Origin of the sequence: Pseudarthrobacter sp. H2, from assembly GCF_050157045.1 — a bacterium.
Lineage (GTDB): Bacteria > Actinomycetota > Actinomycetes > Actinomycetales > Micrococcaceae > Arthrobacter.
Map to the genome: position 1 here is coordinate 1,175,219 of NZ_CP189594.1, position 16,854 is coordinate 1,192,072.

Here is a 16,854-nt window from a genome sequence, read left to right on the forward strand (position 1 = left end):
ATGGCTTCCGAGATGGCCGAGTACGGCGGCAGGGGTTCCGCCAAGTACCCCACAGCTTCAAGCGAGTGGCCCCGACGGGAATGCCTATTGCCCTAGACCATATTCGGGTAGTGGGCACTCGTGTGGAATTTTCCGCCAATTCATAGGCTGGGTATTCCTAGGGCAGCAGTAGAAGAAGGTGTTTTCGCACCCAGTTTCTCGGTTGAGGATCTCATTCACCGAGCGACCGTTATCAGCCGCGCGATCGACAACTTTTTCGATCCGTTTGGATCCATCTGTCGCGCCCTATACGTACTGGAAACCGGGGACCTCGGCGCACTTCACCTGGCGTTCGCCGGGGTAAACCAGCCCAGCGTTGCGGTCGCGCCGATCAGGGCACTGTCGTCTTCTGCGGCGTCGGTGGACCTGCGCTAGGCCCTGCCCGGCACCAGTACCGCGACCCACGGCAGCACGAGTATCGTCGTTAAGGACGTCATCCGGTCCACCGCCGCCCGGGATATGACCTGGCCGTGGGTCACCGACGCCGCGTTGAGTCTCGGGACCAACAGGGCCGTGCACCGCCGCGACAGACAGGCCATCACCATCGTCCTAACCGGGCTCCCGGTCGGCTCGGTCCTTAACCGCGGTCCCTGCCCCGATGGCAAGACCCTGACCATCTTGAAACTCACCATGCCCCAGGTAACCAGCCTGGACCTCACATCCAGCGCATACTGAACGCTAGATCGCGGACAGGTTTAGCTCCAGCCTGCCTAAGCGGCGTCCGCCCGAGGGCTCTTCGTCCGCAGCAAGGAGGTGCCCACTGAGCCAGTGCCAGTATTCCCATGGCCGCGGCGCCCGATTCCCGACCATGTTCTACGGCGAACTGCAGCAGCAAGTGTGATGCAGACGACAGTCGAAAAAATCCGCGGTGCTGCCCTAAACAGAGCGGAGGAGGAAGGGTTACTCAACGGTAACTTCCCGAGATTAGAGTTGTCCGGGGCGGATTGGCAAGGGTTTCACGGGTCCGAGGCTGGATGCGGGGCAATAACGGCGACCACTGGGCCCGTGTTGGGATCGATGAGACCCTCGATTTGTGCGGGGCGAAACTCTCGGGTAAAGTAATTACTCGTGCTGAGGCGCCGGGAGCGCGGGTTTAGGCCCACCGATCCGGCCCGAAAGTTCCATTGGGATATGGTGTAATTGGCAACACTACGGTTTCTGGTACCGTCATTCTAGGTTCGAGTCCTGGTATCCCAGCTCTGAAGTATCCGCGGACTTCCGCGGTATATCAGGGGTTTTGAACCGGCTTGCCGATTTGAAACACTTGCTGAGTGTATGAAGTAATCGCTTAGCATGAGCGGCAGGAATGCCGTTCTGGAGAGTACGCGGCCCCATCGTATAGCGGCCTAGTACGCTGCCCTCTCACGGCGGTAACGCGGGTTCGAATCCCGCTGGGGTCACAGATGAAACGGTCCCGGGCATCAGCCCGGGGCCGTTTTTCTTTGCCCAGCACTTTGGGCCTAAGCGATCAGCCTCCTTATCCCAGTTGGGCCAAGCACTGGAGGTATAGGACAAAACGTGTGCAAATTACGGGGCGTGCCAGGTGTGTCCTGGACAGCCTTACGGGCTGAGGGCTTCTTCCGCAATGAGGCCGGTGCCGTAGCGCCGATGCCAATGGTCAAGCTCTCCGGACCGGACCGCCACGACCTCGGGGGTCATCCGCAAGGTTTTTCCAAGCTCACTGGCAGAACATGACGTGCATGACTATTTACGTCCTTGAACCAAGGTCTCTCGAACACCTGTGCCAGTGTTGCGGCGTTGTCACCGACTCACTTTTCTGCGGGGAGTGCTCGCACGAGGCCAAAGACGGCCGACAGGACACCTGAAGGCCTGACGGCATGGAACGCCGGGCACCGGGGTTCCAGCGCTCGTGCCTGAATGCTGGCAACATCAAGGATGGTTAGCCTGTATCACTTTTGCGCGTCCTGTCGGCCTGGCTGCTATAAAGGTCCTATGCGAATCACGTTGCCCCTGGGGGAGGGCGCCGTCCCTTGGGACTGTCCCCACAAGTTCGTCGGAATTTGCTCCGAATGCTGCGGTACTGAACAAGCGACGGTTTCGCCTGGCAGGCTGCCGAAACTGCAGCCTGGGCCGCCGTTCCGTTGACGTTCATACGTAAGACAGGTGCCCCGCACCGCCTCGACGCGGTGTGGGGCATTCGTCTATTCGGCATCGGGCGCGAGAATGGGCAGAAGGCCTCGCATGAACTGGCATTATGATGCTGTGAGCGCCAACGAAACCCCCGGGAAGCAGCCGCCGGCAGCGCGGTCCAGCGCCGCCGTCGAACTGCTGGAAGAAGTCCACCGGGACCTCGCCGCGACGGCCCTTCCGCTCGCCCTCCCCGGCGCGGACGCCGCGCGGCTGGACATCCGCAACGCCCTCGCCCAGCTCGATGACTACATCCTGCCCCGCTTCCGCAGCCTCGACGCGCCCCTGCTCGCCGTGGTGGGCGGCTCCACCGGCGCCGGAAAATCCACGCTCGTCAACGCCCTGGCGGGGCACGCCGTCACCCGCGCCGGCGCCATCCGGCCCACCACCCGCCAGCCCCTCCTGCTGCACCACCCCGACGACGCGGGCTGGTTCGAGGACCGGCGGGTACTGCCGGGCCTGAGCCGGATCCGCGGCACCGCGGCCCGTGATCCGCTGCCCGCCAACCAGGCCGGACCGGCCCCCGGAACCGGGGCCGTCTCTTCGCTGGTGCTGCTCGCCGACGCCGCGGTGCCCGCCGGGATCGCGGTGCTGGACGCTCCCGACGTCGACTCCGTCGCCGAGGACAACCGCAGGCTGGCCGGCCAGCTGCTGGCGGCCGCGGACCTGTGGATTTTTGTCACCACCGCCAACCGCTACGCCGACGCCGTGCCGTGGCGTCTGCTGCTGGACGCCGCGTCCCGCGACATCACCGTGGCCGTGGTGCTGGACCGTGTCCCGCCGGCAGCCGAAGAAGAAGTCAGCGCGGACCTGCAGGCCATGCTCGGCCGGGAGGGGCTGGGCGGAGCGCGCCTGTTCGTGGTGCCGGAAGCCGCGCTGGACGCGATGGGGATGCTGCCGCCAGCCGCCGTGGAGCCGCTGCGGTCCTGGCTCGCTGAGCTCGCCGCGGATGCCGCCGGCCGGGCGGACATTGCCCGCCGCACCCTGAACGGCACCGTCAGGGCGCTGGGCAGCCGGGTCGAGACGGTGGCGCAGGCGGCCCGGGCCCAGGAACGCGCGGCCGGGGTCCTCTCCCAGGAGACCCGCGACGCCTACCAGGACGCCGTGGCCAGGATCCTGGAGGCCACCCGGGACGGCGCGCTCCTGCGTGGCGAGGTCCTGGCCCGCTGGCAGGACTTCGTCGGCACCGGCGAGTTCTTCCGGGCCATGGAACAGAACATCGGACGCCTCCGGGACCGGATGGGCGCGTTCTTCCGGGGCGAGCCAACGCCCGCGGTCCGGGTGGAAACCGCGATCGAAACCGGACTGCAGGCCGTGATCATCGATGAAGCCGCCAACGCCGCGGAACGCACCGACCAGCGGTGGCGTTCCGATCCGGCCGTCCGCCAGCTGCTGGGCGGCGACGACCTTTCCGGGACCAGCGCGGGCTTCGGCGACAAGGTGGCCGAGGAAATCCGGGCCTGGCAGGGGAGCCTGATGGACCTGATCCGCACCGAGGGCCAGGACAGGCGCACCCAGGCCCGCTGGCTGTCCTTCGGCATCAACGGCCTGGGCGCCGCCCTCATGATCGTGGTGTTCTCGATGACCGCCGGACTGACCGGCCTGGAAATCGGCGTCGCCGGCGGGACCGCCGTCGTGGGCCAGCGGCTCCTGGAAGCGGTGTTCGGCGACGACGCCGTGCGCCGCCTGGCCAGGACCGCCCGGGATGACCTGCACGCCCGCTGCCAGGGCCTGCTGGCGGCCGAGCAGCAGCGTTTCCTGGCCCGGCTCGACCTCTCCGGGGGCGTACCGCCCGCCGTGCTCGCGGCGCACGCCGCGGCGCTGCGCCGGCTGGCGGCTTCCGCGTGAGCCGCCACGGAGCGGTCCGGGAAGCCTCAGCGCTGCAGCGCCGGCTCGAGGCCCTCGACGAGGCGCGGAACCTGGCCGCCGGCGTCCTGCCCCAGGAGACCCTGGACGAGGCGCTCCAGGTGCTGGACCGTGCCAGCTCCCGGCGCTCCCTCTCGGCAGGCCACACCGTGGTGGGCTTCTTTGGCGCCACCGGCAGCGGCAAGTCATCGCTCTTCAATGCCGTCAGCGGGGCGGAAATCGCGACGGCGGCCGTCCGGCGCCCGACGACCTCCGAACCCCTGGCCGGTGTCTGGGGTGCCGAAGGCAGCGGGGAGCTGCTGGACTGGCTTGAGGTCCCGAACCGCCACCACGCCGCCCCGGTCCCCGGATTCGCCGACGAGGGCACCGGCTTGATCCTGCTGGACCTGCCGGACTTCGACTCCACGCAGGCAGCCCACCGGGAGATCGTGCAGCGGTTGGTGGGGCTCGTGGACGTGCTCGTCTGGGTGCTGGATCCGCAGAAGTACGCCGACGCGGCGGTGCACAATGACTTCCTGACGCCCCTGGCCTCCCACGGGGCCGTCACGCTGGTGGTGCTGAACCAGCTCGACAGGCTGCCCGCCCACGATGTCCGTCCGGTGCTGGAATCACTCAAGGGCATCCTGGCGCGGGACGGCCTGGGCACGGTGCAGGTTCTCGGCGCCTCCGCCGTGGCGGGAACCGGGGTGGAGAAGGTCCGTGACGCCATCCGCCAGACGGCGATGCAGCGGCAGGCCATCTCCCAGCGGCTCGCCGCGGACGTCGCCCGGGCCGCCGCCAACCTCGCCGCCGCCTCCGGAACAGGGGAGGCGGCAGGCGCCGGGGCCGCTGCCACATCCAGGCTGGCCGATGAGCTGGCCGTGGCCGCCAATGTCCCGCTCGTCGTCGAGGCCGTGGTCCGCTCCTACCGGCAGGAAGCCACCCGCCGCACCGGCTGGCCGGTGACCCGCTGGCTGGTCCGGTTCCGCCCGGATCCGCTGCGCCGGCTGAACCTGCGCCGGGACGGCGCCAGGCCGGAGCTGAACAGGACCTCGCTGCCGCCCGCCGGGGCGCCCGAACGCGCCCGGACCGACGCCGCCGTCCGCGAGTTTGCGGACGCGGCGTCCGACGGCGCCCCCGGCCCCTGGCGCGCCGTCATCCGCGGCGCGGCCCGGGAGGGTAGGGAGAGGCTCCCCGACGCGCTGGACCAGGCTGTTGCCTCCGCTGAGCTGAAAGCCGGCCGATCGTCCTGGTGGTGGACGATGTTCAACGCCATCCAGTGGCTGGCGCTCCTGGCCGCCCTGGGCGGATTCGGATGGCTCGGCGTGCTGGCGGGGCTGGGCTACCTGCAGCTGCCCGTCCCCGAGGTGCCGCGGGTGCAGGGGTGGCCTGTACCGACGGTGATGATCGGCGGGGGAGTGTTGCTGGGCATCATCCTTGCCATCGCGGCGAAAGCCGTCGCGGGCGCCGCCGCCCGGGCGCGTGGTGCGGCGGCCCGGAAACGGCTCCGGTCCGCCGTCGCGGCCGTGGCCGAGAAGTTCGTCGTGGAGCCGGTGGAACGGGAGGTCGGGCGGCTCGCGTCCTTCAACAAGGCCCTGCAATCGGCTCGCTGGATCAGTTCGATCCGCTAGTGCCAGAACGTGGCACGGACAAAATCCATCAATGACCTGGAGCCGCCTTGCCCGGGATAGGCAGCGTGGGGTCAGCCCAGCGGCTGATCTCCGATAGCCTGTATGGAGTCATCGATCCCCATGCGAATCGGGCTCACCCTCGGTAACTGGGTTGGGCCCTGGTACGACGCTGTCGTCGGCTCTATTAGTAACTGGCGAGCAGGCTGAAGAAGGAATACATGAAGAACGACATCGAACTGGATTCGGCTGATCAAGAACTAAACGAGCACGGGGATGGCGACCAAACCCTTTCGGATGTCTCCGCGCCACGACTAACCGGAGTTGAACTGGCGCTCATGGCACAGCTCGAGCTCTCCAAGCAGAGGGAAACGAAAGCACGCAAGGAACTTCAGCAGGTTCGGGCTGACAACGCAAGGGTCAGGAATTCCTTTGAAGGTCTTCTTGACGACGCAGAGAAGCGCTCACGTATTCAAGTCGGGATCCAAGTTGCCGAGCAGGACCACCTTCATCGGATCATCACGGATCTTGAGGCCAGTTCCCTAAAAGCAAAGACGGCGTTTGGGCTGGAGCAGAAGGAATATTCTGCCCTCAATACGAGGCTGCTGCTACAGGTCGCCGAACTCGAAGCCACTGAGGGAAATCTCAAGGCGGAGGTGCTACGGCTGAAAAATGAGATTGCGTCATACAGCCGGACAATGGTTAACAAGGAAACCTTTGGACGCGATAAAGCGCGACGCCTGGATACGGCACTGGGGATCCTGACCCAAGAGCGCTCCAAAATCCGGAGCCTGCAGGAATCCAGCTCTATGAGGATTGGCAGACTCATCACCTCGTCGCTGAAGAATCCGTGGGCTGCGGTCGCACTTCTCTGGCGTTTGCCCAGAATGATCGTTGTAGAAACCAAGAAGAACATCGGGGGGACGGCAAAATGAGCCAAGAAGAAAATGGCCCGGGCTACGCATACTCGGAGATCGCTGCTTCCGAACGAAATTCCCTCATGCTCATTGACATTCGACACCTCCAGCAGGATCGGACCAACCTTGAGCTTCGGCTCGGTGAAGTTGAAGACCTCCTGGAGCAGACTGCCAGGGGACAGGAACAAGCCCTGTCGTCCCTTCGTGCCGACAGAGACGCGCTCCTGAGGTCACTGTCTGTCCTGCGTGACCGGCTCGATATGGCCCACCATTCCCAAGACGAGGACCCCAAGAGTGCGGAGTCTAAGAGGTCTTCCGCTGCCTCTTGGAAAATGCCCGGAACCCAGGACGTGTCGAGCCTCCGGGTAGCCGCAATCATGGATGAGTTCACAACGCACGCCTTTACTAAGGCCTGCAGCCTCTTCCCTCTATCGGTGGAGAACTGGGAGCCGGATATTGAGAAGGCGCGCCCGAACCTGCTCTTGGTTGAATCCGCATGGGAAGGAAACGGCGGCGCGTGGCGGGGCAAGGTTAACCATCTTTCCCCCGAGCTGATCGAACTTGTCGCCTGGTGCAAGGCCCGATCCATCCCCACAGTGTTCTGGAACAAGGAAGATCCAGTCCACTACAATTCGTTCGTAAGTACTGCGTCGATTTTCGATTTTGTCTTCACAACTGATTTTGACAGTGTCGAAAACTACAAAAGTAAACTCGGGTGTGACAATGTTTTCGTCCTGCCGTTTTTCGGCGAACCAATGCTTCACGGCCCGGTCCAGACTATTCCACGGCTCCCAGGATTCAGCTTTGCGGGAACGTACTATGCTCGGTATCCGGAACGTCAAAGAAACTTCGAATCGATCATCGATGCGACCAGCGAAATCGGGGATACGGTAATATTCGACAGAAGGTTTGGGGGGACTGACCCGGCCTTTGTATTCCCGGAAAAATACCGACCTCTCATCCACGGCAACCTGCCCTTTGCGGAGGTTGAAAAATCCTACAAGGGTTTTGAGTTTGGCATCAACCTGAATTCTGTGAAGCAGTCGCAAACCATGTACGCGAGGCGAGCCCTTGATCTCATGGTGTCGAACACACACGTTGTGAGCAACTACTCGCGCGGGCTCCGCCTAATGTTCGGCGATTTAGTCGTTTCCAGCGATGATGTCACAGAGATCCAACGGCAAGTCAGGTCGCTACTGGACCCAGCGGATGCCGCTAGGACATCGGCCCTCGCAGCTTATAAGCGTCTGTTGGCTCTACGGAAGGTATTGTGTGAGCACACGACCGCTAACCGTCTGGAATATGTGGCAGAGAAGATTTGGGGCGGCCGAGTAAAACGTCGATTGCCATGGGTAAGAATCGTAGGGCGCGCGAACAATAACGAGGCGATGGAGCGACTCCTGGGAATGTTCCAGAACCAGTCGTGGAGGAACAAACGCCTTACCATAGTCGTGGGTTCTGAAGTTGACACTCGCGGGGTTGGCGCTATTGAGGGAGTCGAATTCCTTAGGGAATCCGACGCCGAGTCAGTATTCGGGTATACGTTGTCCGAGGAAGGCATTGCTTTCCTTAGCGCGGACGATGCCTATGGCCCGGACTACATTATGGATTTGGCTCTGGCGTTTCTGTATAGCGATGCCGAGGTCGTGGGCAAGTCGGAACAATCCGACAAGGACACGCATGACCGGATGTGCGAATACATCTGGAAGACTTCGAGTCCCATCAGGTACAGTGTTTGCAAGACGGCGGTCCTGGGGAAGATCAGCCTGATGGACTGGCTGAGAGATTGCGACAATGCCTTGTTTGCCGGGGACAAGGTCTTGGTTATCGACAGATTCAATTACCGGCGAGAATCACAGTCGGACGCAACGGTCTTTGATGACCTCCATATCGACACAGGCAGATCGATGAAATCGATCCAACGCGCCGCGGAGGCGATCATCCCGACCCAGGAGTCAGGGATACCCTTTAACGGCCTGCGGGGGGAGCAGTTGGCGAAGCTTTTCAGCGGTAGGTCCGGGAACGAACTCCTCAAGATCAAAGCCGGGGCTGATGGTCTTCAGATCCGTTCTGATTTGCCAGCGTCCAAACATACGTACGTCTACGCTGGGGAGCGGATACCCCGAGACCTACTTCTAGACGATGGTGACTCCCTGACGATCCATCCGATCACGTCGGCGGGCCTCAAACTGTCGGTCGTGATCGTCTTCTTCGACTCGGCGGCGAATCGAATGAACCACGTTGTGCTGAACCCAGGACAAAATCACGATGTGAAAATGCCGGAGAATGCCTCCAGCGTCCTCTTCGGTCTCCGTGCTCAGGGCAGCGGCACTTGCACGCTCCGAGGCATTGCGCTAGAGGCGGTCGAGTCGCCAGCGTCTACGGCGCCGCTTCTCATTCGTCCCAAGAAACTGATTTTGACGAACGTCTACCCGTCGTCGTCCGCCCTTTATCGCAACGGGTTCATCCACAGCCGGGTCAAGGGATATCAAGACGCTGGCGTCGACTGTGAGGTCTTCTGCCTGAACCCTCGGGCGAGCTCTCACTCGTACGAGTTCGAAGGTGTTGACGTACACGTTGGCGGTGCGGCTGATTTGAGGCGTTTCCTGGGACAGCACACTGTGGACCACGTCCTTGTTCACTTCTTGGACGCCGAGATGTGGCCCGTTGTTTCCCACTATGCGAAGTCGGGGAGCGTGACAATCTGGATCCACGGAGCGGAGGTCCAGCCCTGGTACAGAAGAGACTTCAATTACTCAACGGAAGCCGAACGAACTGACGCCAAAGTGGCCAGTGAAATTCGGATGGCTCTTTGGCGAGATGTTTTTGTAGATGTCCATCCCAATGTGCACTTCGTCTTTGTTTCTCAATATTTTGCTGAGGAAGTTATGGAGGACGTTGGCATTCTGCTTCCCTCCAGTCGGTATTCAATCGTGCACAACTACATAGATACTGACTTATTTGATTATGTTCAAAAGGTCCCGGAACATCGATTTAAGTTGTTGAGTATTCGTCCTTTTGCATCTCGAAAATACGCGAACGACCTGACGGTTGAGGCAATCCTCATGCTTAGCCGGGAGGACTTTTTTGATCAGCTGGATATCAGAATAATTGGCGACGGCGTGCTTTTTGATCAAACGCTGGAACCGCTTACCGGATTCGACAACGTGACGATCGAGCGGCGTTTTCTGTCGCGATCTGAGATTTCTGCCATACATAAGGACTACGGTCTGTTCATTACACCGACTCGGATGGATTCGCAGGGCGTTTCTAGAGACGAGGCGATGTCTTCTGGGCTCGTCCCAGTGACTACTGCTGTGACAGCGATACCAGAATTTGTTGATCCGTCTTGCGGGGTTCTTGCAGCAGGAGAAGATGCCGCTGGAATGGCAGTAGGAATTGCGCATATCATACGGGACCCGGACGCTTTCGTGACCATGTCATCCGCGGCCGCGAGACGTGTGAGGCGTCAAAGCGGCTATGAGCAGACTATCGGTGCGGAATTGAAGATAATGAGTTGATCGTCGGCCCTTCATCCGGCAATCCATTTCCGCACCAACCACCAGGAGCCCGCTTGATTCACCAATTTCAAGGAACTCCCATGGCCACACTGCAACAGGCAGCATCGCACACCAGGACGTAGACTTGGTGCTATATTAGTCATCCCTCAGAGGAAGTATAAGGAACCGCCGACTTGGAGCAAAGACCGACAGCACTGGGGCCCGGCTCCGCATCTCACGATTGGCGCGACGCCGCCTCGTTCATTGGTGCCCCCCATTGGACGAGCGGCCGACATACCATCGATAGCCTGGGGGAAAATCGAATAGTCCTAGATGTACGGCCGGCTATCGCAGCGCGGAAGCGCCTTGTCGCAGCCATCGTGTTTCTCTCAGATGCGAAAGATGAACCAGGCAATTATGCTGAGACTTACCTTGAAAAGGTAGCGAATCAGGTTGGGCCGCACCTTTTAATCATGCGAGGAACAAACCCTTCGGGCAATGTGATGGAAATCATGTCTGAACTGAGGGGTCGACTCAATGGGCCCATTCTATTCGTAGGATGTGGCAAGCATGCCCTCGCCGCAATTGCGCTTTCGAATCAACTGGAGGGTGCTTCCGCGCTCGTGGTCAATCCGACGTCGTTTCCTTCAGACGATACGGGGACGCAAAAGATTCTCAATCCGCCCGGAGATTCCGCAGGAAAGAATCGCGCAGCTCGAGTATTTATTTTCCAATCCATCACGGCTGACTTAAAGATGAAGGAGGTCGCACGCTATCTCGACGCGCACGATTTCACCCATCGAGGCAACGGTCTCTATGTCAATGATAAATTTCAAGCCTTTCTAATATCCCGTCTCGACTCAAGCGATCGCGGAGCGTTTGACCGTCTACTGCAGCAACTTCTAACTGGAATTTCCGACCCATCGCGGAGCCCCCGAAGTCTCTACAACGAGATCCTCGAGCGAGACCTGATTCCCCGCGACTTCTCAGCATTGCCGATGGATCTAAGAGACCTTTGGGACGCTGGCAAAATTTCAACGCAAATCACTGTAACTGCGGATGAAATGGAGACGCACGTGGACATTACAATGGGCGAGAAGCCGAGGGGATACGGCGCTCTCAAAATGGAAGTCGCCCTTATTCGTGGTGGCCAATCAATTGTCCGCCAAGAGCTAACTGGCGGGCAGTGTTCTATGCTGGGAAAAGGCGATTCTGTTGAAGTGAAATTTACCGATGGATTCGGACATTATTTGGGCACCAAAAGCGTCGATTCACACGGTGTGAAAAAGCCTTTGAAAACAAGAATATTTATCCTCGGCAGTTGCGTCTCTCGCGACGCGTTCGACCTTCAAGGTTCGCCTGAACTTGTTGACTATCGAGCACGAACTGCACTGGGAAGCGCATTTGCAACTCGTACGAAGTTTATAGACAATGTGAACCTCGAACTTAACCCCAGCGCCTTCCAACGACGGATGGTCGTCACTGATCTTGATAAACAGTTGGACGATTTGCTGATTGGAAGTTCGTTCGATTTTCTCCTTCTGGATTTGATCGATGAGCGGCTCCAGATGATTCGTCACGATAGTAGTTATGTGACCTTTTCGCCCGAACTGCAGACCTGCGGTGTCATGCCCAACCCGAAAGATCTGGTGGAGGTCGGTTCGGCGGAGTATTTCGAAGCTTTTGTGGCGGGACTAGAAAAGCTTCTAGCAATAGTTCCAGCCGACAAGATCATCGTCAACGAGGTGTACTGGGCGGAAAACACTCTAGACGGTGAACTCGTTGGAAGCCCGGATCAGACGCAGAAACACAATCGGATACTTGATAGGTTGTATCGTCAGCTTAGACGACAGCCAGGTATGCATTTCATTGCCTACGATCGTTCCGATTTTGTCTCGGATCCACAGCACAAATGGGGCCCCTCTCCGTTTCACTTTGGGCCAAACTTGTATGAACGGACCATCCGGGGGATCGAAAGAGTGGCAAATGGGGAACAATAGCTGATAATGCAGCCAGCCTTGGGCATAGTAATATATGCCATCGGCGACTAATGCGTATTAATGGTCGCTCGAATAATAACCAAATAATCCGCGTTATAGGCATTGATTTGGTATTTTCGCATGAGCGTCCGCCGGATATTGCATAAATAGAAAAGGAGTGAATCCAGGTTGTTAGAGCCGTATAGGAATGTGCATGAGTCCATTCAGACGGAAATCTGCGGTCGGGCGACAAAGATCGGCGATTATGTTGCGTCAGATATTGATACTGCACCGGCGCCTTCGGTCCCCTTCAATAAGGACAATTGTTCTGGTAACGGCGAACTGGAAATTAACTCGCAGGCCGCCCGGATGGCCTTTGCTGGAAACCTGGGAACATACGAGTTTCGCGTCAAATTTGAGCGTGGTTCAATTGACTTAAATGGTTTGACATCGATTTATTGCTTGGACGGATGGGACTCAATTGCATATTTAGCTATTGGTCACACTGTTGATCGTAGATTTCGTCATATCAAGATTCGCCACGTTATTCAGGATGAATGGCAAGTCACTAGCTTTTTTTCGGAAGATTTGGCCTACTTGGTGCAGAACAGCTTTGAGGCAGTCGAGCCAAGCGCCGTCGTCGATCTGCGGCTTTACGTCAAGGGGACACCTTCGCGAGAGGGGGCCGGCATTTCCGTCGCGGCCGCTTGCAATTGGCAGTCTGTTGGAAATGAGCTGTTCGTCCGGAGGGAGGTCGCCGGAGAGGGAGGATTTCACCTGGTGCCCCCGCTACGCTCGTGTCTCACCGACTACCTGCGAGGGACAAATGAGTCGCTTACAGGTCAGGTGCGAACTTTTCTCGACACCGGCAAGTTCCCCATTCACGGGGAAATCGCACTAGATTGGGGCATTCGGCAGTCTGTTCCAGATCATGTAGCGGATAACCCGACTTTTCGCTACATCTGGCATTCGCTGTACCCAGCCGCTTACATGGCAGTCTATGCTGGGGAAAGTCAAGATGACACAGCGCTCCATTCAGCACGGGACTTGGTTGTCGGTTGGTTACGCGACAACTACTATCAAGCGTCTTCCGACATGCGCTATGCCTGGTACGATCACGGGACGGCTGAACGCCTGATATCTCTTCTTGTGATCCTGGACAGCATCCGCCAATCAGGCAGTGACGTCCGCTTTATTGCGCAGATGGAGGACGCAATTAGGAGTCACGCCCAACTGCTGGAGTCTGATTCTTTCTATGCTGCCAATCAAAATTCTAGGTTCCACAATCATGCCTGGTTTCAGGACATTGCCCTCATGGCCGCAGGCATTGCCAACCCATATCGCCCGGAAGGTCGCCGCTGGATTGACAAAGCCAAACACCGTCTCTCAAGACAGTTCGAAGAGCTAATCGTTCGCGATGCGGGGTACGCCGTCTTTGCCGAAAACTCGATTGGCTACCACCACGGCATTCAGAGCTTGGTTTTATTAGCAGGGAGAATGATTGAGCTGTCAGGTGGGCTTAGTGACGTGTCAGAAGTAGCGGCAGAGTTGGATCTCTGGTCCGAGTATCTTCGCTATCCTGACCGTCGTTCGCCGGCACAAGGAGATACATTTAACTTAGCGAACCCTGAGCAAATTCAGCCGAGGGCGCGGGTGCCGTATGAAGAGCCTAAGGCAAATCTTCTTCCGCTAGCGGGCTACGGTATCGCCAAAGGAAACCACGAAGAGAAACCCTTCATGATTTGCTTCTTTGCGACGTCTCGATCGAAAACTCATAAGCATCAGGACAATCTATCTTTCACGCTTTTCTTTGATGGGATCGAGTGGCTTGTCGATCCAAGCTTCTACTCGCACGATTACCTGGAACCAGTTCCTGCATACTTGCGCAGTGCTTGGGCCCACAATGCAGTTGCAGTAGTTGGCCAGGAGCAGTCCATCGAGCCACACCTCGCCATGCTAGACGGAGCGTACACCGAGTTCGACTTTGAATTCAAAGGTGCTCATCGTGCATACCCGAATCTGTTGGTCCGCCGGGAATTGCACGGAAGTCTGACAGAACTGAATATCGGAATTTCGGACAGCGTTTTGTCTGACGCCTCAGCCCAAACCCAAATCGACAGCAGAACCGTATTTCATTTGGCGGAAGGGGTTGTCCCAACCAGGGTTCCAAACGGTGTGATTCTGGCCCACCCGAATTCAGAACATCGGCTGCTTTTGTCATGCGACGTACCGCCAACAACGCACTATGGTTTGGCCCCGACGCAGGAGGAGACAAGTGTTATTGGCACCAGCTTCGGGCGATACGAGGACAGTTATTCGCTCCACTTTCCCCACGAGGGCTCGAAACCGTTGCATTTGACGCTCACCGTGGTGACCGCCGGGTCAGTTTAGGACTTACGGACTGCGAATCCCTGTACATAGCATTTTTTATCCAGGATTAGCGTCCTGCCCCAGGAGGCCCTGGACGATGTGCTTGCGGTGCTGGACCGTGCCAGCTCCCGGCGCTCCCTCTCGGCAGGCCACACCGTGGTGGGCTTCTTTGGCGCCAGGTTCGTGGCCTTGACTGTCGGAGAGATGGCCGGTTTGGCGGCCAGGGCCGGTGTCGCCGGGACAACAAGTCCGAGGAGTGCGGTCGAGGCCGCCAATGCTGTCGTCAGCGCAGCCCGGTAAACTCTGTTCTTCAATTCCCCCACCTTGATCGAACGGTCGCGGGGAATGGCGCTGCCGGCGCCCGGCAGACAGATGATTGTTCCCCCACAGCAGACTCTACCTGCGAACCGGGAGTTTTGGCTCCGCGTTCGGGCCGATGACAGCGCCTGCCCGGTCCGTACACATGATGGCCATCACAGCCGATGCCCCCTTCCGCCCCTTCGCCTTGAAACGCCCCTGCGGCAACTGCCCGTTCTGGTCTGACGGGACCCCGTTCCTGGACCGGGAACGTGCCCGGGACATCGCCGACTCCCTGCACGCGGACGCCTCCTTCCATTGCCACAAGACCCTGCAATATGGCTCTGAGGACGGCACCGGGGAGGTCACCGAGGACTCCAAACACTGCGCCGGCGCCCTGATCACCATGGAACGCGAAGGCCACGCCAACCAGATGATGCGCATCGGCGAACGCCTCGGCTTCTACGACCCCTCAGCCATGGCCATGGATTCACCCGTCCACGACTCCTTGGCCGAACGGGTCGCCACGCACGACCTCCGCTAGATCACCCCACTACGAAAGGGGCTCCCGTGTCCGCAAAGATCTCACCGACCAGCTCATCGACGAACTCATCAACGGGCGCAACGCCGAGAGTGTCAGCAGGGCACTCTTCCTGCTCAAGGAAACGGACCGGATTCCGGGCGGGACTGACCTTTTGCAGTTCCGCTCCGTCGCCTCCTGGGAGACCTGGTACGGCTCCACCGCCGGACCGTTCCCCGGTGTCGGCGGCGCGGCCATGACCCTATTCCGGCTGACAGTCCTCCACTCGGACACGGCCATGCTGCTGTTCGCCAACGAACAGTTCTACGGTGCGGCACTGTACGATGCCGAAGTGCTCACAAGCCGGAACGTGGACGCCTTCTATTTCTTTCGCCGCTGAGCCAACCAACCCGGCCGTCTACGCATGGCTACCGGAAATGACCGGCACAGCCGGCACATCATCATCATCATCCTTGGGGGATCCATGACGACAACGACCGCACGCAAACCTCTCCGCACCGCAGTGACGTGCCTGCTCGCAGTCGGCATTGCCATGTCGACGATGGCCGCCAAACAGCGGCCCCTCGAAGAAATCTGCGACTGGGACGCCGAAGCCGGGCAGGAGTTTTGCTTCTTCGATCAGCAACCGCTTGAAGATGCGCCGTACCAGGCCCTGCCCCAGCTGACCGGCACCCAGGAAGTAGGATCCACCCTCAGCGCAGTCCTGCCCGAGAGCCGGGTGAGCTTCGATGTCCTGACCTACCAGTGGCTGCGCAACGGCTCCGCCATCCCGGGGGCGACCAGCGCCACCTTCAAACTCACGGACGCCGACATCGGCAAGACCATGGGCCTGACGGTCTACGGCGAGGCGTACCCGTACGAGGACGCCGGCGACACGTTCACCGCCGAGACGCCCGTGAAAGGCCACCTCCTGACGGCCGGCACCCCGGTGTCCACCGGCACCAAGCGCGTCGGTTCGGTCCTGACCGTCAACCCGGGTACGTGGTCGCAGGGCACGAAAATCTCCTACCGGTGGCTGCGCAACGGTGTCGTCATCCCCGGAGCAGCCACTTCCTCGTACAAGCTGACCCAGGCGGACCTTGCCAAACGGATCAGCATCAAAGTGACCGGCATGAAACCTCTGTTCACCCCCGTCACCCGGCACATCGTCGGTGCCGCAGCCGTCGCCCCCTCAGGGACCAGCCTGGCCAACCGGACCCTGCCGGCCATCACCGGAACGCCCACCGTCGGGTCAGCCCTCAAGGCCACTCCAGGCACCTGGTCGCAGACCGGAACGACCTTCAAATACCAGTGGCTGCGGCACCGCGCCATCCCGATCCAGGGCGCGACCGGCTCCAGCTACGAGGTGACCGCAGCGGACATCGAGCACAAGAACCTGTCCGTGAAGGTCTACGCGGCCAAGCCCGGCTGGATCGGGGCGTCGGCGGTCTCCGCCTCGACCGGCCGGGTCGTACGCTAGCCCCAATACTGTTTACTTAGGCTTTTTTGGTATTCGCTTGAGTGGCCAGTTCGACATTTTCCTTTTGATGACGCGGGGGTTGGTTCTTGGCCGGCGCGGGGGCAGCAGTTCATGCAGGATTTCGCGGCAGA

The 16,854-nt window shown here is 59.9% G+C and carries 10 protein-coding genes and 2 tRNA genes; all 12 read left to right on the forward strand.

Features of this window, described 5'->3' with window-relative positions; all coding sequences use genetic code 11:
* The first annotated feature begins 498 nt into the window (after positions 1–498).
* The 12 genes from ACQCSZ_RS05520 to ACQCSZ_RS05575 all read left to right on the forward strand — a co-directional run bounded on the left by ACQCSZ_RS05520 (position 499) and on the right by ACQCSZ_RS05575 (position 16,723).
* The gene (locus tag ACQCSZ_RS05520) at positions 499–714 is read left to right on the forward strand and encodes a hypothetical protein (RefSeq protein WP_427007068.1); all 216 of its coding nucleotides are present in this window, start codon (positions 499–501) and stop codon (positions 712–714) included.
* A gap of 450 nt (positions 715–1,164) precedes the next feature.
* A tRNA-Gln gene (locus ACQCSZ_RS05525) sits at positions 1,165–1,236 on the forward strand.
* A gap of 130 nt (positions 1,237–1,366) precedes the next feature.
* Positions 1,367–1,439 (forward strand) — tRNA-Glu (locus tag ACQCSZ_RS05530).
* Positions 1,440–2,241: 802 nt separating this feature from the next.
* Entirely contained in the window at positions 2,242–4,035 is a 1,794-nt protein-coding gene (locus ACQCSZ_RS05535) for a dynamin family protein (protein ID WP_427007069.1), read from the forward strand.
* On the forward strand, positions 4,032–5,663 hold the full coding sequence (locus tag ACQCSZ_RS05540) for a GTPase (protein ID WP_427007070.1): 1,632 nt from the start codon (positions 4,032–4,034) through the stop codon (positions 5,661–5,663). Before ACQCSZ_RS05535 ends, ACQCSZ_RS05540 begins: the two co-directional genes overlap by 4 nt.
* A 218-nt stretch (positions 5,664–5,881) precedes the next feature.
* On the forward strand, positions 5,882–6,595 hold the full coding sequence (locus ACQCSZ_RS05545) for a hypothetical protein (RefSeq protein WP_427007071.1): 714 nt from the start codon (positions 5,882–5,884) through the stop codon (positions 6,593–6,595).
* On the forward strand, positions 6,592–10,098 hold the full coding sequence (locus ACQCSZ_RS05550) for a glycosyltransferase family protein (RefSeq protein ID WP_427007072.1): 3,507 nt from the start codon (positions 6,592–6,594) through the stop codon (positions 10,096–10,098). Before ACQCSZ_RS05545 ends, ACQCSZ_RS05550 begins: the two co-directional genes overlap by 4 nt.
* A gap of 173 nt (positions 10,099–10,271) precedes the next feature.
* Positions 10,272–12,077 carry a DUF6270 domain-containing protein gene (locus ACQCSZ_RS05555; RefSeq protein WP_427007073.1) on the forward strand — a complete coding sequence of 602 codons (1,806 nt, stop codon included), beginning with the start codon at positions 10,272–10,274 and terminating at the stop codon, positions 12,075–12,077.
* A 189-nt stretch (positions 12,078–12,266) separates the two neighbouring features.
* Positions 12,267–14,447, forward strand: coding sequence for a heparinase II/III domain-containing protein (locus tag ACQCSZ_RS05560; protein WP_427007074.1), 2,181 nt, complete (start codon positions 12,267–12,269; stop codon positions 14,445–14,447).
* A 442-nt stretch (positions 14,448–14,889) separates the two neighbouring features.
* Entirely contained in the window at positions 14,890–15,267 is a 378-nt protein-coding gene (locus tag ACQCSZ_RS05565; protein ID WP_427007075.1) for a hypothetical protein, read from the forward strand.
* 151 nt (positions 15,268–15,418) lie between these two features.
* On the forward strand, positions 15,419–15,643 hold the full coding sequence (locus tag ACQCSZ_RS05570; protein WP_427007076.1) for a hypothetical protein: 225 nt from the start codon (positions 15,419–15,421) through the stop codon (positions 15,641–15,643).
* A 24-nt stretch (positions 15,644–15,667) separates the two neighbouring features.
* On the forward strand, positions 15,668–16,723 hold the full coding sequence (locus ACQCSZ_RS05575) for a hypothetical protein (RefSeq protein WP_427007077.1): 1,056 nt from the start codon (positions 15,668–15,670) through the stop codon (positions 16,721–16,723).
* Positions 16,724–16,854: the final 131 nt, after the last annotated feature.